Origin of the sequence: Campylobacter curvus (assembly GCF_013372125.1) — a bacterium.
Classification (GTDB): domain Bacteria; phylum Campylobacterota; class Campylobacteria; order Campylobacterales; family Campylobacteraceae; genus Campylobacter_A; species Campylobacter_A curvus.
Map to the genome: position 1 here is coordinate 1,005,429 of NZ_CP053826.1, position 21,093 is coordinate 1,026,521.

Consider the following 21,093-nt stretch of genomic DNA (forward strand, 5'->3'; position numbering starts at 1 on the left):
TAGTAAGGGTGTTATTTTATTTAGCGCAGTCGAATCTTACGAAGCTTTCAAAATAAAAACTAAATTTAAAGGAAAACGCAATGATAACGGCACTTCGCGGTATGAAAGACATGCTGCCGCCACGAAGCGAACTTTACGAATACATCGTCAAAGTATGCGAAAGCGTGGCGAAAAACTACGGATACAAGCAGATCTTCACACCGCACCTTGAGGAGACGATACTTTTTAAAAGAAGCGTCGGGGAAAGCAGCGATATCGTGGGCAAGGAGATGTATCAGTTCATCGACAAAGGCGAAAACGACGTTTGCTTGCGTCCGGAGGGCACGGCCGGCGTCGTGCGCGCATTTATCGAGGCAAAGCTAGATCGTGCCGGCGGTGTGCATAGATGCTTTTACCACGGCTCGATGTTTCGTTACGAGCGTCCGCAAAAGGGTCGCTTGCGCGAATTTCATCAGTTTGGCGTAGAGTGCTTTGGCGAGGCCAGCGTCTATGAGGATGCGAGCATCATTTTGATGATAAACGAAATTTTCACTCATCTTGGCATCAAGACCACGCTTAAGATAAATTCCCTCGGAGATGCGAATTCTATGAGCGCTTATAGAGCTAAACTGCTTAAATTCCTAGACGCTCATGAGGGTGAAATTTGCGAGGATTGCAGGCGCAGAAAGGCTACGAACCCTATCCGCGTGCTTGACTGCAAGGTCGAGAAATGTCAAGAAATTTACAAAAACGCCCCTTTGATGATAGATAGCCTCAGTCCTGAAGCGGCGGCTGATTTTGAGAGATTAAAGCAAATTTTAAAGGCAAACGGCGTCAGCTACGAGATAGATCCTAAGCTTGTGCGCGGGCTTGATTATTACTGTAAAACGGCGTTTGAATTCATCAGCAACGAGATCGGCTCGCAAAGTGCGGTCGCAGGAGGCGGCAGATATGACAGACTAGTCGAGTATCTAGGCGGAAAGGCTAGCTACGGAGTGGGCTTTGCGATGGGTATAGAGCGCATAATGGAGATCATCGGCGAGCGTGACAAAGAGCGTGAGGGCATATATCTTTGCGCTATGGACGAGCGAAATTTAGACTTCGTCTATGAGCTTGGCATCGCTTTGAGGCGAAAATTTAAAGTAGAAATAAGCTACGAGGCGAAAAAACTGCAAAAGCATCTGCAAAATGCCGATAGCAAAGGCGCTAAAATTTTCCTTTGCCTTGGTGAAAACGAGATGAAGAGCGATCAAATTTGGTATAAAAATTTACTCACAAAGACCGAGAAAACGATAAATTTAGACGATCTTGAAAAGGAGCTTAGCGGTGAATGATTTTGGACTTAGTATCTGGGGAAATTCAAATTTCATAATAGAAAACGGCAAGGTCTGCATAAATTCAGCCAGTAAACCGGCGATCATCGACATCGTAAAAGAGATAAGAGACGACGGATATCGAGGACCGCTACTGCTGCGCTTCCCGCACCTCATACAAAAGCAGATCGAGCAGATACACGCGAGCTTTGCAAAGGCGAAAAAAGAGTTTGCCTACGAGGGCAAATTTAACGCTGTTTTTCCGCTTAAGGTCAATCAATACCCTGGCTTCGTAAAAAACCTCACAAGCCTTGGCAAGCCCTACAACTACGGGCTCGAGGCGGGCAGCAAGGCCGAGCTGCTACTCACGATGGCCTACAACAACGACGGTGCGCCCATAACCGTAAACGGCTTTAAAGACAAAGAGCTCATAAACATAGGCTTCATCGCAGCCGAGATGGGGCATAACATAACGCTCACGATCGAGGGGCTAAACGAGCTTGAGGCGATCATCGCCACAGCAAAGGAGCGCTTCAAGCCAAAGCCAAAAATAGGCCTACGCATCAGACTACACTCCACGGGTGCCGGCATCTGGGCGAAAAGCGGCGGCATACACTCGAAATTTGGCCTAACATCGACCGAGCTCATCGAAGCTGTGAATATGCTAAAAAAGGCGAATTTACTCGATCATTTCACAATGATACACTTTCACCTCGGCTCTCAGATCAGCGAGATCCACCCGCTCAAAAAGGCACTCATAGAAGCGGGAAACATCTATGCCGAGCTAAGGAAAATGGGCGCTACGAATCTAAAAGCCATAAATTTAGGCGGCGGTCTGGCGATAGAGTATTCGCAGTTTAAAGAGGCCAGTAGTCGCAACTACACGCTAAACGAATACGCAAACGACGTCGTTTATATGCTAAAAACGATAACCGAGCAAAAAAAGGAGATCCAGCCCGATATATTCATCGAGTCCGGCCGCTTCATCTCGGCCTCTCATGCGCTTTTGGTAGCCCCTGTTTTAGAGCTCTTTTCACAAGAATATACCGAGGAAAAGCTGAATTTAAAGAAAAATAACCCGAATTTGATAACCGAGCTGATCGATCTTTACAACTCCATAAAGCCCTCAAACGCCCTAGAATACCTGCACGACGCGATCCACCACACAGAAAGCGTACTGACGCTCTTTGACCTTGGATATGTCGATCTGCAAGATCGCTCAAACGCCGAAGTCCTACTGCGTCTGATAGGCAAAAAGGCTGTCGTGATGCTAGGAAACAAAAGCAACTCCAGTGACCTTGAAAAGATACAAAAAGAGGTGCAGGAGCGCTATCTCGTAAATTTCTCGATATTTCAAAGCTTGCCTGATTTTTGGGGACTAAAACAAAATTTCCCTATCATGCCGCTTGACAGGCTCGATGAGCGCCCTACTTTACCGGCCTCCATCTGGGACATCACGTGCGATAGCGACGGTGAGATAAGCTACAACGACGAGACGAACCCTCTCTTGCTTCACGATGTGGATGTCGAAAAAGAGGATTATTTCTTGGGATTTTTCCTGGTTGGAGCGTATCAAGAGGTACTTGGTATGAAGCACAACCTCTTCACTCACCCGACCGAAGCTACGATCGAGCTCACTCCGCAAGGATACGAGATAAAAGACCTGCTCGAAAGTCAGTCGATACTTGACATCATGGAGGACATGGACTACGATGTTTACGAGATCCAAGACACTCTAAACGAGCGCCTAGAGAAATCAGAACTCATAAACGATACCCAAAAGAAGCAGGTTTTAGGCGAGCTTTATCTGTTTTTAAACGACAATAGCTATTTAAAAACAATAAACTGATTACTTATCGAAACACGAGCGTAAAAAGGCGATGCTAAATTTTAAATTTTTGCGCCGTCAAGAAGCTTGGTTGTTATAAAATTACTGAAATTTTTACAAGGAAAATAGATGGTTTTAGCCAAAAGAATGCAGACATTAAGCGAGTCTATAACGATCGCGATCAGCTCCAGAGCCAAAGATATGAAAGCCGCAGGCATCGATGTGATCAGCTTATCGGCAGGCGAGCCGGACTTTGATACGCCAACAGCTATCAAAAATGCGGTCAAAGCGGCACTTGATAGGGGTTGTGGCAAATATACGCCCGTCCCTGGCACCACGGAGGTCTTAAAAGCGATCGCTATAAAGCTAAAACGAGATAACGGACTAAACTACGAGCCAAGCCAGATCGTAACGAACGTCGGCGCAAAGCACTCGCTATTTAACGTCTTTCAAGCTCTTGTAGACGAAGGCGACGAGGTGATCGTGCCATCACCTTACTGGGTGAGCTACCCCGAGATCGTGAAATTTTGCGGCGGTAAGCCGGTTTTCATAGAGACGAACGAGAGCACGGACTTTAAGATCACTCCTCAGCAGCTTAAAAAAGCCATAAGCCCGCGAACTAAAATTTTATCTTTAAACCACCCGACAAACCCGACAGGAGCGCTTTATTCCCGCGAGGAGATAGCCGCTCTTGGCGAAGTGCTAAAAGGCACTGACACCATCATCACCAGCGATGAAATTTATGAAAAAGTGGTCTATGATAAAGAATTCGTCTCTGTGGGTGCCGTGAGCGAGGATCTGTTCAAGCGCACGGTCACTATCAACGGCCTAAGTAAATGCGGAGCGATGCCGGGCTGGCGCTTTGGCTACGTGGCAAGCCCTATGAACGAGCTAAACGCCGCGATGAAAAAGCTTCAAAGTCAAAGCACGAGCAACATCGCCTCGATAGTCCAAGCAGGCGCCATCCCGTCGCTTTTAGGAGAGACCGACGCAGATATCGAAGCGATGAGGAAAGAGTATCAAGGACGCCGCGACATCGCTGTAAAGATGATAAACGAGATAAATGGCCTTAGCGTCAAAACTCCGGACGGAGCGTTTTATCTGTTCGTAAACTGCAAAAACGTGGACGCCGACTCGATGAGATTTTGTAAAAGACTGCTTGAAGAAGGCAAGGTCGCCACTGTCCCCGGCGTGGGCTTTGGCATGGAGGGATATTTTAGGATATCCTTTGCGACTGATACTGCGAGCATCAAGAGGGCGATCGAGCGTATAAATGAATTCGTAAAAAGCTACAAGATTGATGATTGAAGTTAGCCTAAACGGCAAAATTTTAAAGCTTGAGCACGATATGAGCGTGCAGGAATTTTTAGCCTCGCTTGGCTTTGATATGAAATTTATCGCCCTTGAAAGAGACGGCGAAATTTTAGCCAAAACCAGCTGGCAAGATACGATGATGAGTGGTGGCGAGCGATACGAAGTGGTCGAATTCGTAGGTGGTGGATGATGAAAAATGTAACGATAAACGGACGAAATTTCAGCGTTTTAGCGGACGATCTAAACGCCTTAAAGCATGAAATTTTTGATGACGCTAGTAGCGAAATTTTAAAATTTTTGAGTAAATTTAACGCAAGCGAGCCTGACATTTTTATAGTGGACGGCTTTGCAATAAAAGACAACGCGCCCATAAATGACGGCGCAAATATCGTGTTTATAAAGCGCGGCGTTATGCCAAGCGCTGAAATTTTAAAAAGCATGATCGCAGCCAGAAACTCGCCTGAGCTGAATTCCGCCTTGCAAAAGGCCTGCATAGGCGTAGCCGGGCTTGGCGGGCTTGGCTCAAACATCGCGCTCAGCCTAGCTCGTGTAGGCGTGGCAAAGCTCGTGCTCGCAGACTTTGACGTAGTCGAGCCTAGTAATTTAAACCGCCAGCAATACTTCGTGCGTCACATCGGCATGAAAAAGACCGAGGCGCTAAAAAGCCTGATAGCCGATGTCAATCCTTTCGTCGAGGTCGTCACGCACGATGTTTTCTTGGATGCTAAAAACGTTGCTAGCGTATTTGCGCCCTGCACTATCATCTGCGAGGCCTTTGACAATGTCATCGGCAAGACGATGATGGTAAATGAAGCTGGTGCCAGCCTAAAAGACAAGCAGATCATCTGTGCTTCAGGTATGGCGGGGCACTTTAGCTCAAACCTTATAAAAACGACGAAATTTGCCAAAAACGTCTATCTCTGCGGCGACCTAACGAACGAGGCTAAGGTCGGTCAAGGGCTGATGGCACCGCGCGTAGCGATCTGCGCAAACCATGAGGCGAATTTGGCTATTCGGCTACTGATGGGGCTTGAGGCGTGAGCTAGAAGCCTAGCCCTGCCCGCTTGATCTTAAATTTTACAAAACATTAAACCCCGTTTTGCTATCCTAAGACAAAATTTTAAAGGCAGATAATGAACGACAGCTTCAAGCTAGCGCACAAGGAATTTGATAGCCGTTTCATTTTGGGCTCGGGCAAATACAGCCACGAGCTCATAAACGCCGCTGTGAACGAGGCCGGTGCGCAGATGATCACTCTGGCGCTTCGCCGCGTGAACGAGAGCAAAGACAGGAACATACTTGATTTCATACCAAAAGGCGTCACTCTCTTGCCAAACACGAGCGGTGCGAGAAATGCGGACGAAGCGGTGCGTATCGCTAGGCTCGCGCGTGAGCTAGGATGCGGGGAATTCATAAAAATAGAGATCATAACCGACTCGAAATTTTTATTTCCGGACAATAACGAAACGATAAAAGCGGCTGAAATTTTAGCTGACGAGGGTTTTGTCGTGATGCCGTATTTTTACCCCGAGCTAAACGCCGCTAGGGCTTTGCTCACCGCTGGAGCCGCTTGCGTGATGCCTCTTGGCGCACCGATTGGTTCAAACCAAGGTCTAGTCTTTAAAAACATCATCGAAATTTTGATAAACGAGCTGGATACGCCAGTCATCGTAGACGCCGGCATCGGTCGTCCATCGCAAGCGTGTGAAGCCATGGAAATGGGTGCAGCCGCGATAATGGCAAACACGGCCATCGCAACGGCAAAAGATATCCCGCTCATGGCGCGAGCATTCGGCGCGGCGATAAAGGCCGGCAGGAGCGCATTTCTGGCGGGTCTGGGCCGAGTGAAAACGGCTGCCGAAGCCAGCTCGCCGCTGACTGGATTTTTAGGGCGATGAAATTTAGCAAAACCGACCATATGGCCTTGCTCCCGCACATGCAAGACATCGGCGATGAGATAATGAACGAAATTTTGCAAGAAAGAGCGAAATTTAAACCAGAAATTTTCACCGCCGAGGACGTGAGGGCTGCTTTAAACGCTAAAATTTGCACGTTAGAAAATTTTAAAGCCCTACTTAGCCAGGCGGCTGGCGATTTTATAGAAGAGATCGCGCACCTTAGCATGCAAAAGACGCGAGCGAATTTCGGAGCCAATATCAACCTCTTCACACCCCTTTACATAGCCAACCACTGCGACAACCTATGCGTCTACTGCGGCTTTAACTCGCAAAATAAGATAAAGCGAGCCAAGCTTGATGAGGATGAAATTTTAAGCGAACTTGCAGAAATTTCAAAAAGCGGGCTTGAGGAAATTTTGATATTGACAGGCGAGAGCGAGGAAAATTCGAGCGTCGCTTATATCGCGAGGGCTTGCGCCTTGGCAAAGCGCTATTTTAAAGTAGTCGGCGTCGAAGTCTATCCGCTAAATTCCAGTGACTACACCCTACTTCATGAAAGCGGCGTAGACTACGTTACGGTTTTTCAAGAGACCTATAACCCCGCAAAATACGAGCGCTTGCACCTTGCAGGCAACAAGCGGATATTTCCTTACCGTCTAAACGCACAAGAGCGCGCACTGATGGGCGGCATGAGAGGCGTGGGCTTTGCCGCGCTTTTGGGGCTTGACGACTTTAGGCTAGATGCCTTTGCGACCGGGCTTCACGCCTCACTCGTGCAAAAAAAATATCCGCACGCAGAGATCGCCTTTTCTTGCCCGAGACTTCGCCCTATCATCAACAACTCCCGCATAAATCCGCGCGATGTGCATGAAAGAGAGCTCTTGCAAGTCATTTGCGCTTATAGGATCTTCATGCCAACAGCCAGCATCACGATCTCCACGCGTGAGCGAGCGCTCTTTCGCGATAACGCCATAAAGATCGCCGCAAATAAAATCAGCGCCGGCGTAAATGTCGGCATCGGCGCGCATTCGAAAGAGAAAAAGGGCGACGAGCAGTTTGAGATCGAGGATGCTCGCTCTGTTAATGAGGTCTATAAAATGATAAAAGCCCAAGGACTCGAGCCGCTGATGAGCGAATACATCTATGTTTAAAATTTTGATAATCGCTGATCCCAAGCTTGCTAAAGGCGATCTTTTAGGGCGTGTAGCCGGGTTTTGCGAGGCTGGAGCGGACGCCGTTTTGCTCCGTGCGAAATTTTTAAATGAGGAGGAATTTCGCACGCTTGCCATCAGCGTGAAGCAAATCTGCGATAAATTCGGGCGAGAATTTATCATCAATCAATTCTTTAACGTCGCTTGCGAGCTAAAAAGCTCCTTTTGGCTGACATCCGCACAGATAGATCTTTTGCAAAATTTTAGTGATACGAGCGATAAATTCGGGCTAAATTTTATCAAATTTAAAGATTTTAAAGATATGGCGACTAAATTTACAGCCGCAAGCCCTGCTCCTAAAATCTACGGCCCCGCTCACGACCTGGCTCAGGCCGAAATTTCAGCTAAATTTGCAGATATCCTGATCGCCTCTCATATCTTTGCGACCTCTTGTAAGGCTGGTCTAAAACCAAAAGGACTGGCTCTGATACGAAAGATAAAAGCTCGCGTCGATAGGCAGATCTACGCACTAGGCGGGATAAATAAGCTGAATTTTCGCTCCGTGCTTGACGTGGGAGCAGACGGGATCTGCCTCATGAGCGAAGCGATGAGATGCGAAAACGAGAGAGAATTTATAAATGGCTTCTTGGCGGATACTTTGGTATGACGCATATCTGCGAAATTTAAGCGTAGGCAAAGGGCGAGTGCGGTGCTTCACTCCTTATAAAGCCTAAAACATATATTGAAAGATAAAATGCTAAATTTTATGTATTATTTTACGTAAAACCACACGGAAAGCTCCGTGTGGTGCGAAATTTAGGCTATCTTTGTAGCGTCTACGATATTGTAATCAAGCCCCAGATCTTCTTTAGAAAGGCCAAGTGCCAGGCCTACTAGCTGAGATAGGTGGATGATCGGTAGTCTTGCGCTTGAGCCCGTGAAGTCTTGGTATCTTTCTTGATAGATGTCAAGCTGCATTTGGCAAAGCGGACAAGGCGTGACGACGCAGTCGGCTTTGTTTTCGCTGGCGTTGTTTACTATTTGGCTAGACATTTTCTTGACGGAATTTACAGCCGGATAAGATGCGTGAAAGCCACAGCAGTCAAGGCGCTTTTCAAATGGCACGATAGTAGCGCCAAGTGCACTCACGACAGTCTCAAAGCTCTTTGGATTTACAGAGCTTTCCCTGTTATCAAACGCCTTTTCAGGTCTTAGGCTATGACAGCCGTAAAACAAAGCGACCTTTAAATTTGAAAGCGGTTTGACGACTTTGCTTTTTAAATTTTCAACATTTTGATAAAGCACCCAAAGAAGGCTAGTTATCTCGTTTGAGCCCTCGTATTTCATATTTCCCTCTGCCAGGAAGGTGTTTATGCGATCTTTTGCACCCTTATCGAGTGTAGTTTTAGCGCGAGTTAGGGTCAGCATACATGTACTACAAGTAGTCAGCATCGGCATTTTCATCTGCTCGGCAAGCGCTATGTTTCTAGCGTTTGCTACAAGTGTCGCGATAGGATCGACGTCTTGTGCTTGAGAAGCCCCGCAGCAGCTCCAGCCCTTTATCTCGTGAAGTTTCATACCAAGTATAGGGGCGATCGCCTCAAGAGACATCTTAGCCTCTTTTGCAGCTTGAGACAGTACGCAGCCCGGGAAAAAAGCGAATTCATTTTGCATAAACTACTCCTTGCTAGCAGCTGCTTGTGCTGCTTTTATCATTTTAACTAGATCTTCGTGTCCCTCGATCTCCTCCTCGCCAAATATATGAAGCGGATTCATCTTGCCTGCTAGCATGAGGTTAAACGCGATATCGGTTTTGCCGACCGAGCCTATCACGCCCTCCGAGCGAAGCGCAAGGTAAATTTCGTTCAAGCGGCCCGATCCGTCGACGAGGTCGGTATAAAACGCCTCTGCGTGAGCAGGGCCTGTGCCGTCTTTTAGACCGTTTCTTTGTGCCATCACTCTAAGGCTAGCGATATCGTCAGCCGCGCTTATGCCTTTTGGACAGCGATCGGCGCACTCTTGGCAATGCACGCACATCCAAAGCCCGTTAGTGACGCTTGGTTTTACGTGTATCATAGGATCTTTGCTGCGTGAGTCGTCGGCGGCACGCCATGCGTGAGTAAATACAAAAGGCTGCATATAGTCGCTGCTGTCAGCTTCTAGCTTATTACACTCGGAAGCGCAGCTGCCGCATAGGATGCAGTCCCATTGCTTGCTGATACGATCGAATTCCGCTTGAGTTTGCTTACAGCCTTTTTCCGGTGAAAATTCGCTCTTTGGAACTATCGTCGGACGAATTTTACGTAAATTTTCAATCGAAGGCTCCCAGTCTACTATGAGATCTGATATCACTCTAAAGTTGCCAAGAGGCGAGATCCTGATGGTATCAGGGTTGTCATACTCTTTTAAGAGCTCCTCCATCTTGGTATCACAGGCTAGATATGAATGTCCATTTACTCTAACAGCACAAGCTCCGCATATCGCAGATCGACAAGAGGCGGTGAAATTTAGCGTGATGTCTTTGGTTTGCTTTATCAAAAGCAAGACTGAAAGCAAGGTCTTGCCCGCGATCTCCTCGCTAGTTAGAGTGTATTCTTTTTGATATTTTTCTTTTCCGTTGAAGCGGTCTATGATTATTTTCATTGTGGTTTCCTTCCGTCAAGTGGGAACTCGGTAACAACGACAGGCTTATAGCTAAGCTCTAGTTTGCCATCTTTTAAATTTACGATGCTGTGTTTCAAGAAATTTACATCATCGCGCTTTGGATAGTCCTCTCTGGTGTGAGCGCCGCGGCTTTCATGGCGATTTTGTGCGGCCAAACATGCGCAGCGAGACAAAAGGATCAAATTTCCAAGCTCGACATAGTCTGTGAATGCAGTATTCATAACCGAGTTATTATCAGGGATGCGGATATTTTTATATCTAGCCTCTATATCTTCAAGAGCGGCTGATAAAGCGTCAAGCTGAGCTTGGGTCCTAAAGATACCCATATTGTCCCAGTTTTGTTTACCAAGCTCCTCGCGAAGGGTATACATCTCATGCACTTCTCCGCTACCGTTTGCTATCTCTTTAAATTTATCCTGCCACATTTTAGCTAGCTGTTTAGTCCTCTCGCCTTTGCCAAACGTAGCGTCTTTTGCATAGTTCGTAGCTCCCATGCCGGCAAGCCTACCGGTGACCACCGCATCAGTCAGAGAATTTCCTCCTAAACGGTTAGCGCCGTGGATAGATATACAAGAGGCCTCGCCGCCGACGAAGATCCCTGGTATCTTGGTGCTCATATCGTCTATCTTGACTACTTCTATGCCGCCCATCGAGTAGTGAGCTGTCGGACGGATAGGAACCGGCTGCTCCACAAGGTCGATATTTTGGAAAAGAAGCGCTATGTGCCTGATCTTTGGAAGGGACTTCATGATCTTTTCTTTACCAAGGTGACGAACATCGATCAAAACATACGAGCCAAGCCCTTCGCCGTATCCCCTACCCTCGCGGATCTCGGTCTCTATCGCACGAGCCACTACGTCACGAGGAGCTAGCTCCATTTTTTCGTGGTAGTTTTTCATAAAGCGTTCGCCTTTGTTGTTTAAAAGGTATCCGCCCTCGCCGCGAGCCGCCTCTGTTATGAGTGTTCCGCCGTTTGCTACACCTGTAGGGTGAAACTGAAGCATCTCTGGATCTTCAAAGCCAAGTCCTGCTCTAAGAGCGGCTGCTACGCCGTCTCCGGTCGCGATATACGGGGTAGATGTGCGGTTATAAAAGATCCTCGTGTATCCGCCGGTCGCAACGACTAGAGCCTTGCAAAGCACAGGGTAAATTTCACCGGTTTGGATATTGCGAAGCACGACGCCCTCACATTTGCCCTCATCTACACCGATCTCAAGGAGCTCGTGATCCATTAAAAATTTCACGCCGTTACTGATAGCCTCGTCAAGACAGGCGTGCATGAGGATATGTCCGGTTTTATCGGCTGAGTAGTTGCAGCGCTTTTTAGATGCGCCACCCATGAAGCGTTGAGCCACGCCGCCTTTATCGGTCCTTGAAAATAAAGTACCGATGTAGTCCATGTCAAATATCGCCTTACCGGCTAGCTCGCAAAATTTCAAAGCGGCGTCTTGATCGACTAGATATGCACCGCCCTTTACGGTGTCATAGGCATGAAGCTTGTATGAGTCGCCGTTGCTAAAATCAGTAACGCCGTTGATGCCGCCCTCCGCCATACAGGTCGCATTTCTTGAAGGCATCATCTTAGTCGCCACGACAACGGTTAAATTCGGGTTATTTTTCCTTACGGCCACGGCTGCACGAAGTCCGGCGCCGCCAGAGCCTATGACTAGCACGTCGCAAGATGGAAGGCCGCCCTCGTTACCTTTTGGCATATCAGCCGCTAGGACACTCGTCGCACTAGAGCTAGCGGCTAATGCGCTAACGCTAATACAGGCTGTTTGTAGAAATTCTCTTCTGGTAAATTGTTAACTCATTGATATTTCCTATTAAATCAAAATAAAAATACAAGCATAAAATCGCTTTATGCACCGCTTGACAAATGCCATCTTCACCTTTTTTAGAATTTTAAATCGACCCACCAGCTCCTTTGAAATTTCACATCATAAAAATTATATTTTTTTTAAAAATTAATCTTTACAACTAAGGTTTGGATATTACAGTAAATTTACTTAAGGTTTTATCAAAAAGATAAGTTAATTGATATGAGAGTAAATTTCAAAAATTTTAATATGGATTGCTTGTATTTAGGCTTTTATATAAAATTATATATTTTTAAATTTTAAAATTTTACGTTTTTGGTATTCAGTATCAAATAATATAAGATAATCGATAAATACCGTATATAGCATGATTTTATAATAAATTCTAATCAAATTATTAGACTTCTCTTAATGTGTCTATAAATATAAAAATTTTATCTTTTTTATAAAATTTCAGAAACTATCATAAATGACAGACTATGTGAAAGATGATTTTTTCATGAGATTTTGTGCGGGAGCGAGTGGGCAAATAAATAGTAAGATTTTGCTTAGTGCTTATTAAAACATTATAAAATTTATAGCCGGTAAATCAACCGGCTATAAATAAATCAAAGCTCGGCTTTTAGTTGCTTCGCCCATTTTTCCAGCCTTGCTTCGTAAGCTGCATCGCCTTTGGTATCAATAGCCAGACCGATGAATTTCCCGTTTATGAAAGACTGCGAATGATCGAATTTATAGCCATCATTTGGTGTAGCTCCGATCAGTTTGGCTTTTTTGATGCATGGCAGAAACTCGACCGCACCGCCGCAAAAGCTATCAGGATGACGCTCTTGATTGCCCACGGCTAGTATGGCTACCTTTTTGCCGCTTAGATCGGTATTTTTGAGCGTCTCTAGCTTTGCTTCCCAGTCCTTTTGAAGCTCACCAAACCCATAACTAGGGCTTGCTAGTATCAAAAGATCGAATTTTAAAAAATCCTCGCTACCGACGTCTTTTACCGGCAAAATTTCAGCTCCCAGTTTAGACGCCAGATACTCGCAAGTTTTTTGCGTATCGCCCTTGCCTGTGGCGTAGAAAATTCCTATTTTACTCATCGTTTCTCCTTTGAAAATAAAAGAGTATTTTACTCCGTTTAGCTTAAATTTGACACTGTTTTGCGTATTTTATGCCTAGCTCATAGGCCTTTTCGTTCGCCTCGCGCACCTTTGGTGGCACCGATGAGAGCATCTCGTTTTTGACCGCGTCTGCGTCCATGCACTCGCTCATCGTGACGGCTACGCCAAGAGCGACTACGCTTTGGGTGATGACGTTGCCGACCTCGTCTTTTGCGATCGAGATGATCGGGATCTCATAGATTTTCCAGCGCCTTTTGTCCTCGTCGCTAGGAGTGACTAAATTTGGCTCGACGACGATCACACCGCCATCTTTTACGCCATCTTTAAAGAGGTTATAGCTAGTCTGCGCGGTCGCTAGCATAAAGTCTATCTCGCCCTCGTTCGCGTAAGGATATAAAATTTCCTTTTCATCTAAGATGATATCGACCTTCGTCGGGCCTCCACGCACCTGCGAGGTATAAGTCGATGCCTTTACACCGTACCCGCCCTCTTTTATCTTTGCCGCGGCTAAAATTTCACCCGCCAGGATGACGCCCTGACCGCCCACACCGACGAACCTAAGTTGCTTTTTCACGCCAGCTCCTTAAAATCGATCTTCACGCCGTCACGTGCAGCTGCTATGACCTTTGCGTAGGCTTTTGTGTATTCGGTTTTGCCGGTATCTTCATGAAGCACGCCAAGCGGGTAAATCTCGCCAAGCTGTGCCCTCTCATCATCCGTCAGAGCGTCAAATTTAGCTTTATTCATCGTGCACTTCTTGATCCACTCCAAATTTTGCACCGCCTCGCCCATTTTATTTTTGCGGCCTAAATTTATATGGCAGTTTGAAAATACGTCAAAAAAGCTGTATCCGTCGTGTTTAAAGCCTTGCACGAAAAGCTTTGTGAGCTTTTCTGGCTCTATGACGTTACCGCGCGCTACAAAGGTCGCTCCGGCGGCAGTCGCCAGCTTGCACGCATCAAAGCTTGGATCGATGTTGCCGTATTGCGCCGTGACCGTCCACATCCCGCGAGGCGTGGTCGGGCTGGTTTGAGAGTTTGTGAGCGCATAGATGAAGTTGTTTATCAGGATATGATTTAGCCCGATATTACGCCTACAGCCGTGGATCGTATGGTTGCCCCCGATAGCCAGCCCATCGCCGTCTCCTGTTATCACGATCACGTGTTTATCGGGGTTTGCCAGCTTCACACCTGTGGCATAGGCGATGGCTCTGCCGTGTGTGGTGTGGATCGTGTTACAATCCACATACGAGCTAAAGCGCCCCGAGCAGCCTATGCCAGAGACCACGCAGACATCGTTCATATCCCAGCCTACGGCGTCGATCGCGCGGATCATGCTTTTTAGTATCACGCCGTCGCCACATCCCCAGCACCAAAGCGTAGGCATCTTGTCCGTTCGCAGATATTTATCGTAATCAAAAGCCATCGCTATCTCCTAAAATTTCCATTATTTTCGCCTCTATTTCGCTTGGGCTGAGCGGTCTGCCGTTTGCTTTTAAGAGCCTGGCAAAATCATCTCGCAAGATGATCTTTGAAATTTCGCCGCTATATTGGCCTAAATTTAGCTCGCAAACCAAAATTTTACTAAATTTTGCCGCTAGCCCTTTTAGCTTCGCACTTGGAGCGGGAAAGAGCGATATAGGCTTAAACAGTCCGGCCTTGACGCCGCGTGCGCGTAAATTCAGCACCGCTTGCTTTGCACTTAAAGCGACGCTGCCGTAGGCGATGATGCAAATTTGCGCGTCATCTAGCATGAAATTTTCACTCGCTTCTATCTCGTGCGTGTGTAGATTGATTTTATTGAAAAGGCGTTTGATATTTTTATCCACGATGACGCCATCCTCGGTCGGAAAGCCCGTCTCGCCGTGATGAAGCCCCGTGATGTGATAGCGATATCCCTTGAAAAACGGGTTTAAGACCGCGGGCTTATCCTCGCTGATCGCATAGGGCTTATACTCTTTTACGTCGCCTGTAAATTCAGCCTTATGCCAGATCTCAAGCTCTGAAATTTCAGGTAAGACAACCTTGCCTTGCATATGGCCGATCGTCTCATCTAGTAGTAGCATCACTGGCGTCATAAAGCGAGTGGCTAGGTTGAAGGCCTGAACAGTGAATTTATAGCACTCTTCTAGGCTAGAAGGAGCCAGCACGATCATATTTATGTCGCCGTGGCTTGGCGTCTTTGCCTGAAGCACGTCGCCTTGAGATACACGCGTAGGCAGCCCGGTCGATGGTCCGCCGCGCATGACGTTTACGATGACCAAGGGCACTTCAGCGATGAAGCCAAGTCCGATCTGCTCGGCTTTTAAAGAGATACCAGGACCTGAGCTGGCCGTCATCGTCTTTGCTCCGCTCATCGCAGCGCCAAGAGCGACCGAGATACCGGCGATTTCGTCCTCCATCTGTATGAACGTGCCGCCAAATTTTGGCAAAAGCACGCTTAGCTCGTGCGCTACCTCGCTGCTTGGCGTGATAGGATATCCGCCGAAGAAATTACAGCCACATTCGACCGCAGCCCTTGCTACCAGGGCGTTTCCCGTCGATATGATCTCTCTCATCTCACTCCCCCAGCTTTGCAAATTTATTTGCCTTGACCGCCTCGGCTCGCTCTTTGCTCTCGCTTGTGAGTTTGGCAAATTTAAAACCTTTCTCGGCGACATAGATCGCAAAATCGGGGCAGTGAAGCTCACAGTCGCGACAGCCTATACAGGCGCCCGGATAGACTACCTCTATCATCTTGCCAAGCACGGCGTGAGGCTCTAACCTCATAGCCAGCACGCCCGCAGGACAGTAGCTCACGCACACGTCACAGGCCTTACACCTGCTCTCGTCGACCCAAACGGCCACATCATCTCTAACGATCATAAATTTTCCTCATCCTAATATCTCTTTTAGTTTTTCGCCTATTTTTGCGGGATTCGTGACGATATGAGCGCCGGCTACTTTCAAGACTTCAAATTTAGCCTTTGCACTCGCGTTTTTGGAGTTTATTATCGCTCCGGCATGTCCCATTTTACGTCCCTCGGGCGCACTGGCACCGGCTATGAAAGCGACGATGGGCTTTTTGAAATTTTCAATGATCTGACTGGCTCTACTCTCGAGCTCACCGCCTATCTCGCCTATCATCACGACAGCCCTAGTGTCCTCGTCCTCGTCAAAAAGGGGCAAAATTTCATCGTAAGCCATGCCAATCACCGCGTCTCCGCCGATACCGATGGCTGTCGAGATACCATATCCTTGCTCGCAAATTTGATTTGCCGCTTCGTATGTGAGAGTGCCTGACTTTGAGATGATACCGATATTTAGGCTCGCTCTTTTAAACACTGCGCTTGGCATGATGCCTAGCTTGCACTCGTTGGCGCTTATGACGCCCGGACAGTTTGGCCCTATGATCTTCATGCCGCGCTTGTTCGCATAGGCCTTTGCAGCGAGCATGTCAAGCACCGGCACATGCTCGGTTATGACGACGCATAGCTTTATATCCGCGTCCGCAGCCTCGATGATAGCGTCTTTGCAAAAGCCGGCCGGCACGAATATCATACTAGCATCCGCCCCGCTAGCGTCTTTGGCCTCTTTCACGGTGTTATAAATTTTAACGCCAAGATGCGTCTGTCCGCCTTTAAACGGCGTCACGCCGGCAGCTATCTGCGTGCCGTAGTCCATGCAGCTTTGAGTATGGAAGCTACCCTCCTTGCCCGTGATGCCCTGCACGATGACACGCGTGCTTTTATCTATCAATATACTCATTTTTCGCCCTTTGCGAGCATGACAGCCAGCCTTGCTCCCTCAAATAGATCGCCGCTCGTATGCAGCCCCTTCAGGGAGGAATTTTTTAGCATATCAAGCGCTTCTTTAGCGTTCGTGCCATCAAGCCTCACGACCACAGGCACACCAAGCGGCGTGCTTTGGCAAGCCTCGATGATGCCCGCAGCTATACGGTCGCAGCGAACGATACCGCCAAATATATTTACAAATATCACCTTCACGCGCCGATCGTTTAAAATCAGCCTAAAAGCCTTCGCTACGCCCTCGCCTGTCGCCGCACCGCCTACGTCTAGGAAATTTGCCGCCTCACCGCCAAGCTCTTTGATGATATCCATCGTAGCCATGGCAAGCCCCGCTCCATTTACCACGCAGCCCACGCTACCCTCAAGCTTGATGTAGTTTAGACGCTGCTCCTTGGCTTCGTTTTCGCTAGCGTCGGTTTGAGTCTCGTCGTTTAAGGCCCTGATGTCCTCATGACGAAAGAGCGCGCTATCATCAAAGCTCATCTTTGCATCAAGTGCGTAGAATTCATCATCTTGCGTCAGCACGAGAGGGTTTATCTCTATTAAATTCGCGTCTTTAAAGATGTAAATTTTATAAAGATTTTGCAGCAGCGTATCTAGCTTGCTCCATAAAATTTTATCGATCTGTAAGAAATTTATGAGCTCTTTGGTGTGAAAGCCGCAAAGTCCGATCTGTGGGTCGATGCTTATGGTTTTTATGAGATGCGGGTTTTGTTTGGCGGTCTCTTCGATGCTGACACCGCCGTCTTTAGAGACGATGAGGCTGATTTTTTCGCTATTTCTGTCAAAGGCGAGGCTGAGGTAAATTTCTTGTTTGAAATTTAGCCCCTCCTCGATATAAATTTTACGCACCAATATCCCGTTTTTAGGCGTTTGAGGCGTGATGAGCGTCATGCCTAGCAGCTTTGATGCAAACTGTATCGCCTGCTCGCGAGAGCTCGCTATCTTCACGCCGCCGGCCAAACCGCGCCCACCGGCATGTATCTGCGCTTTGAGGGCAAAAATCTCGCCTTCAAGATCGTTTAAAATTTCACTCGCCTGCTCTAAATTTTCAGCCACTGCGCCTTTTGCGACATTTACGCCGTATCGTTTTAAAATTTCCTTGGCCTGAAATTCGTGGATATTCATGCTAAATTTTCTTTTAAAAACCTGATATTCGCGCTGATCTCAGCCTCGCTCGCTTCAAGCTCGTCTAGCTCCTCGTCCTCTAAATTTAGAGGCAAAATTTCCTTTAGGCCGCTTTTTGAGAGCTTTACCAGCCTTCCGCATGCAAGCTCGTCTGACAAAATCACACTCGCAGCTAAAATTTCATCGCTGTTATTTTTTATCGCCTCGCACATCTTGACTACCGCAGCAGCCGGTGCGTAATACGCCGACGTGCCAAGCAGCCTCACTATCTTTGCACCGCCGGTTTTGGTCTCTTGCTTTATCTTTTCAAGCTCCAGCGGGCTTAAATTTTGATTTAAATTTTTAGCCGAGACTATCATTTTGTCGTTGTGTGCTCCTAGCACCTTGGCGCTCACATCTTTGGCGCTGATGTCCTTTAGGCAGGCGATCTCGTAGCGACATCTCGCGCTATCAAGCTCGCCTGCCATGCCTATGACGCGCGATCTATCAAAGCCGCTGTATCTTAGCGCTGTCCAGACCATGACATCAAGCGGGTTTGTCACGATGATGACGATAGCATTTGGTGCGAATTTCGCGATATTTTGAGCCGTTTGCTTTACGACTTGCGCATTTTTAAGCAGCAGATCCTCTCTGGTTTGCCCCTCTTTTCTGGGGCTTCCGGCGGTCACCACGACGATGTCGCTAGCCTCTATCAGCGCAAAATCGTCTCCACCTGCCGCGCTCAAGCAGCCGCAAAATACGCAGCCGGCTTGCGCGATATCGATCGCCTTTGCACGCGCGACATCGCCAAAAATATCCACTAGCGCGATCTCGTCGCAAACTCCACGCATACCAAGCGCATAAGCGATGCTCGCACCGACGTTTCCAGCTCCGATGACACTTATTTTCATGTTTTATCCTATGATTTGATTTAAAATTTTACTCGGGCGCATTATCTGCGCAGCCTTTGTTTCATCCGGCATAAAATACCCGCCAAAATCGACGCTAACGCCCTGCACATCGCAAAGCTCTTTTAAAATTTTAGCCTCATTTTGGCTTAAATCTCTAGCTGTTTGGCTAAATTTTATAGCCAGCTTGGCGCCGTTTCGCGCCAGCTCATCAGCCCAGTAAAGCGCCAAATAAAAATGGCTCGCTCGAGTATCCGGGCTTTTGACGCCGCTTTTTGGGGATCTGTTGTTTTTTAGATAGGCTGCGACGGCGGCGTTTAGCGTCCTTGATAAAATTTCAGCCTTTTTGTCGCCCCTGCTAGCGCTCAAATGCTCAAGCGACGCGATGAGAGCTAGGTATTCGCCCAGGCTGTCCCAGTCTAGGTGGTTGCTAGCGATCATATCTCTAGCCAGCATCGGCGCAGTCCCGCCGGCACCGGTCTCAAACATCGCTCCACCGCTTAAAAGAGGTACTACCGAGAGCATTTTTGAGCTTGTGCCAAGCTCTAAGATCGGGAAAAGATCGGTCAGATAGTCGCGTAGGACATTTCCGCTCACACTTATGACGTTTTTGTCGCTTCTGATCGTTTCAAGCGTCTTTTTGCAGGCCGCAGCATAGTCTAAAATTTCAAATTTTATCTTTGCCGCTTCGAATTCACCGAGGCGTCTTTTAAGTTTTTTTATCAGATTCGCATCATGCGCTCTAACGCCGTCTAGCCAAAAGATAAGCGGCTCTTTGGCCTCTTTGGCGCGCTTTAGAGCCAGATCTATCCACGCCTCTATCGCATCGTCCTTAGCCTGCGTCATCCTAAAAATATCGCCCTTTTGCACGCCAAATTTAAAAATTTCATCGCCATTTTTGTTTGAAACGATGAATTCTCCGTCACTTTGCGCGATGAAAGTCTTGTCGTGACTGCCGTATTCCTCGGCCTTTTTAGCCATCAGTCCGACGTTTGAGACGCTGCCGATCGTTCGCACGTCAAGCGCGCCGTTTTCCTTTAGCTCTTCTATGCACGCCTCATAAAGCGTCGCGTAGGTGCGATCGGGGATGATAGCGAGCGTTTGCTCCTCTTTGCCGTCTTTGCCGCGCATCTTGCCTGAATTTCGTATCATCGCGGGCATCGAGGCGTCTATGATGACGTCGTTTGGAACGTGAAAATTCGTGATACCCTGGCTAGTATCTACCATCGCAAGACTGGCAGAATCATCTAAAATTTCACCAAATTTCGCAAGTATCTTTGCTCTAAGCGGCTCATTCAGGCTGGAAATTTTGGCGAAGATATCCTTTAGCCCGTTTTGCGCTTTTACACCAAGATCTGCAAAAATTTCGCCAAATTCTAAGAACGCCTCTTTAAAAAACACCTCAATAGCATGGGCAAATATGACAGGATCGCTTACTTTCATCATTGTAGCTTTTAAATGAAGACTCACGAGCAAGCCTTGCCGCTTGGCCTCTTTAAAGGCTTTTTCGTAAAATTTATCAAGCTCTTTTACGCTCATAAAAGTGGCGTCCACTACCTCGCCTCGTAAAATTTCAAGCTCTTTTAGCGTTTTTTCCGTGCCGTCTTCGCCTTTAAATTTCACAAAAAACGTATCGTCTCGCTCACTGATGATCGAGCGTTCGTTAGCGTAGAAATCGCCCTTTTGCATATAAGCGACCCGTGTTTTTACCTCTTTGCTCCATTTGCCGATGTCGTGAGGATTTGATCTTGCAAATTCCTTTACGGCACCAACGCAGCGCCTATCGGAATTTCCTTGTCGTAGCACCGGATTTACCGCACTTCCAAGCACTTTTGCGTATCTGCTTGCTACGTTTTTATCGTTTTCGTTTTTTATCTCGTTTGGATAGGTCGGTATATTGAAGCCAAGAGAGCGCAGCTCGCTGATAGCGGCGTTTAGCTGCGGGATAGTGGCTGAAATGTTTGGCAGCTTTATAATGTTCGCCTCTTTTCTGGCTGTAAGCTCGCCTAAAATTTTCAGTCCGTCCTCGTGTGAGTCGTCCAAGATATCGTCAAACGCCGCCAGTATCCTGCCCGCAAGCGATATATCCACCTGCTCTATCTCTATGCCGCCCTTTTTCAAAAAGCTTTGCACGATAGGAAATAACGAATAGCTCGCAAACAGTGGGGCTTCGTCGGTCTTGGTCCAGATGATATCGCTCATTTTTCAC

At 47.5% G+C, this 21,093-nt stretch carries 19 protein-coding genes and 1 pseudogene; 8 read left to right on the plus strand and 12 right to left on the minus strand.

Translation table 11 applies throughout. The features are described from left to right. The first annotated feature begins 80 nt into the window (after window positions 1-80). The 8 genes from hisS (at window position 81) to CCVT_RS04890 (ending at window position 8,150) form a co-directional block, all read left to right on the plus strand. The gene (gene hisS, locus CCVT_RS04855; protein WP_018136298.1) at window positions 81-1,313 is read left to right on the plus strand and encodes a histidine--tRNA ligase; all 1,233 of its coding nucleotides are present in this window, start codon (window positions 81-83) and stop codon (window positions 1,311-1,313) included. Next, window positions 1,306-3,141 (plus strand): biosynthetic arginine decarboxylase, encoded by a 1,836-nt coding sequence (speA, locus tag CCVT_RS04860; protein WP_009650414.1) that lies wholly within the window; start codon window positions 1,306-1,308, stop codon window positions 3,139-3,141. Before hisS ends, speA begins: the two co-directional genes overlap by 8 nt. Before the next feature lie 108 nt (window positions 3,142-3,249). Continuing rightward, complete coding sequence (locus CCVT_RS04865; RefSeq protein ID WP_018136299.1) at window positions 3,250-4,428, plus strand: pyridoxal phosphate-dependent aminotransferase; 1,179 nt, start codon at window positions 3,250-3,252, stop codon at window positions 4,426-4,428. Further along, window positions 4,421-4,624: a sulfur carrier protein ThiS gene (gene thiS / locus CCVT_RS04870; RefSeq protein WP_026175444.1), complete on the plus strand. Its 204-nt coding sequence runs from the start codon at window positions 4,421-4,423 to the stop codon at window positions 4,622-4,624. The genes CCVT_RS04865 and thiS overlap by 8 nt, the downstream gene beginning before the upstream one ends. After that, complete coding sequence (gene thiF / locus CCVT_RS04875) at window positions 4,624-5,475, plus strand: sulfur carrier protein ThiS adenylyltransferase ThiF (RefSeq protein WP_026175445.1); 852 nt, start codon at window positions 4,624-4,626, stop codon at window positions 5,473-5,475. Before thiS ends, thiF begins: the two co-directional genes overlap by 1 nt. A 92-nt stretch (window positions 5,476-5,567) precedes the next feature. Beyond that, window positions 5,568-6,332, plus strand: coding sequence for a thiazole synthase (locus CCVT_RS04880; protein ID WP_018136302.1), 765 nt, complete (start codon window positions 5,568-5,570; stop codon window positions 6,330-6,332). Continuing rightward, window positions 6,329-7,483 (plus strand): 2-iminoacetate synthase ThiH, encoded by a 1,155-nt coding sequence (gene thiH, locus CCVT_RS04885; RefSeq protein ID WP_018136303.1) that lies wholly within the window; start codon window positions 6,329-6,331, stop codon window positions 7,481-7,483. The genes CCVT_RS04880 and thiH overlap by 4 nt, the downstream gene beginning before the upstream one ends. Then, a complete protein-coding gene (locus tag CCVT_RS04890; RefSeq protein ID WP_018136304.1) occupies window positions 7,476-8,150 on the plus strand; it encodes a thiamine phosphate synthase in 675 nt (224 codons plus the stop codon). Before thiH ends, CCVT_RS04890 begins: the two co-directional genes overlap by 8 nt. Window positions 8,151-8,299: 149 nt before the next feature. Here the strand turns inward: CCVT_RS04890 and sdhE are convergent, their stop codons facing one another. From sdhE to CCVT_RS04950, 12 genes and pseudogenes are all read right to left on the minus strand, one after another. Then, complete coding sequence (gene sdhE, locus CCVT_RS04895) at window positions 8,300-9,157, minus strand: 8-methylmenaquinol:fumarate reductase membrane anchor subunit (protein ID WP_018136305.1); 858 nt, start codon at window positions 9,155-9,157, stop codon at window positions 8,300-8,302. A gap of 3 nt (window positions 9,158-9,160) precedes the next feature. Continuing rightward, window positions 9,161-10,126, minus strand: coding sequence for an 8-methylmenaquinol:fumarate reductase iron-sulfur subunit (sdhB, locus tag CCVT_RS04900; RefSeq protein ID WP_018136306.1), 966 nt, complete (start codon window positions 10,124-10,126; stop codon window positions 9,161-9,163). Further along, window positions 10,123-11,952, minus strand: a pseudogene (gene sdhA, locus CCVT_RS04905) (8-methylmenaquinol:fumarate reductase flavoprotein subunit); the annotation flags it as partial. The pseudogene sdhA and the gene sdhB, both read right to left, overlap by 4 nt. 623 nt (window positions 11,953-12,575) lie before the next feature. Beyond that, complete coding sequence (locus CCVT_RS04910) at window positions 12,576-13,061, minus strand: flavodoxin domain-containing protein (RefSeq protein WP_018136307.1); 486 nt, start codon at window positions 13,059-13,061, stop codon at window positions 12,576-12,578. Window positions 13,062-13,104: 43 nt separating this feature from the next. Then, window positions 13,105-13,656 carry a 2-oxoacid:acceptor oxidoreductase family protein gene (locus CCVT_RS04915; protein ID WP_018136308.1) on the minus strand — a complete coding sequence of 184 codons (552 nt, stop codon included), beginning with the start codon at window positions 13,654-13,656 and terminating at the stop codon, window positions 13,105-13,107. Next, entirely contained in the window at window positions 13,653-14,507 is an 855-nt protein-coding gene (locus tag CCVT_RS04920) for a 2-oxoglutarate ferredoxin oxidoreductase subunit beta (protein WP_018136309.1), read from the minus strand. Before CCVT_RS04920 ends, CCVT_RS04915 begins: the two co-directional genes overlap by 4 nt. Then, entirely contained in the window at window positions 14,497-15,639 is a 1,143-nt protein-coding gene (locus tag CCVT_RS04925) for a 2-oxoglutarate synthase subunit alpha (protein WP_026175446.1), read from the minus strand. Before CCVT_RS04925 ends, CCVT_RS04920 begins: the two co-directional genes overlap by 11 nt. Before the next feature lies 1 nt (window position 15,640). Continuing rightward, window positions 15,641-15,946, minus strand: a complete 306-nt coding sequence (locus CCVT_RS04930) for a 4Fe-4S dicluster domain-containing protein (protein ID WP_011992299.1) — start codon at window positions 15,944-15,946, stop codon at window positions 15,641-15,643. A gap of 9 nt (window positions 15,947-15,955) precedes the next feature. Beyond that, window positions 15,956-16,828 carry a succinate--CoA ligase subunit alpha gene (gene sucD / locus CCVT_RS04935; protein WP_018136311.1) on the minus strand — a complete coding sequence of 291 codons (873 nt, stop codon included), beginning with the start codon at window positions 16,826-16,828 and terminating at the stop codon, window positions 15,956-15,958. Continuing rightward, window positions 16,825-17,997 (minus strand): ADP-forming succinate--CoA ligase subunit beta, encoded by a 1,173-nt coding sequence (sucC, locus tag CCVT_RS04940; RefSeq protein WP_018136312.1) that lies wholly within the window; start codon window positions 17,995-17,997, stop codon window positions 16,825-16,827. The genes sucD and sucC overlap by 4 nt, the downstream gene beginning before the upstream one ends. Further along, on the minus strand, window positions 17,994-18,887 hold the full coding sequence (locus CCVT_RS04945) for a malate dehydrogenase (protein ID WP_018136313.1): 894 nt from the start codon (window positions 18,885-18,887) through the stop codon (window positions 17,994-17,996). Before CCVT_RS04945 ends, sucC begins: the two co-directional genes overlap by 4 nt. A gap of 3 nt (window positions 18,888-18,890) precedes the next feature. Further along, complete coding sequence (locus CCVT_RS04950) at window positions 18,891-21,086, minus strand: NADP-dependent isocitrate dehydrogenase (protein ID WP_018136314.1); 2,196 nt, start codon at window positions 21,084-21,086, stop codon at window positions 18,891-18,893. Window positions 21,087-21,093 lie beyond the last annotated feature (7 nt).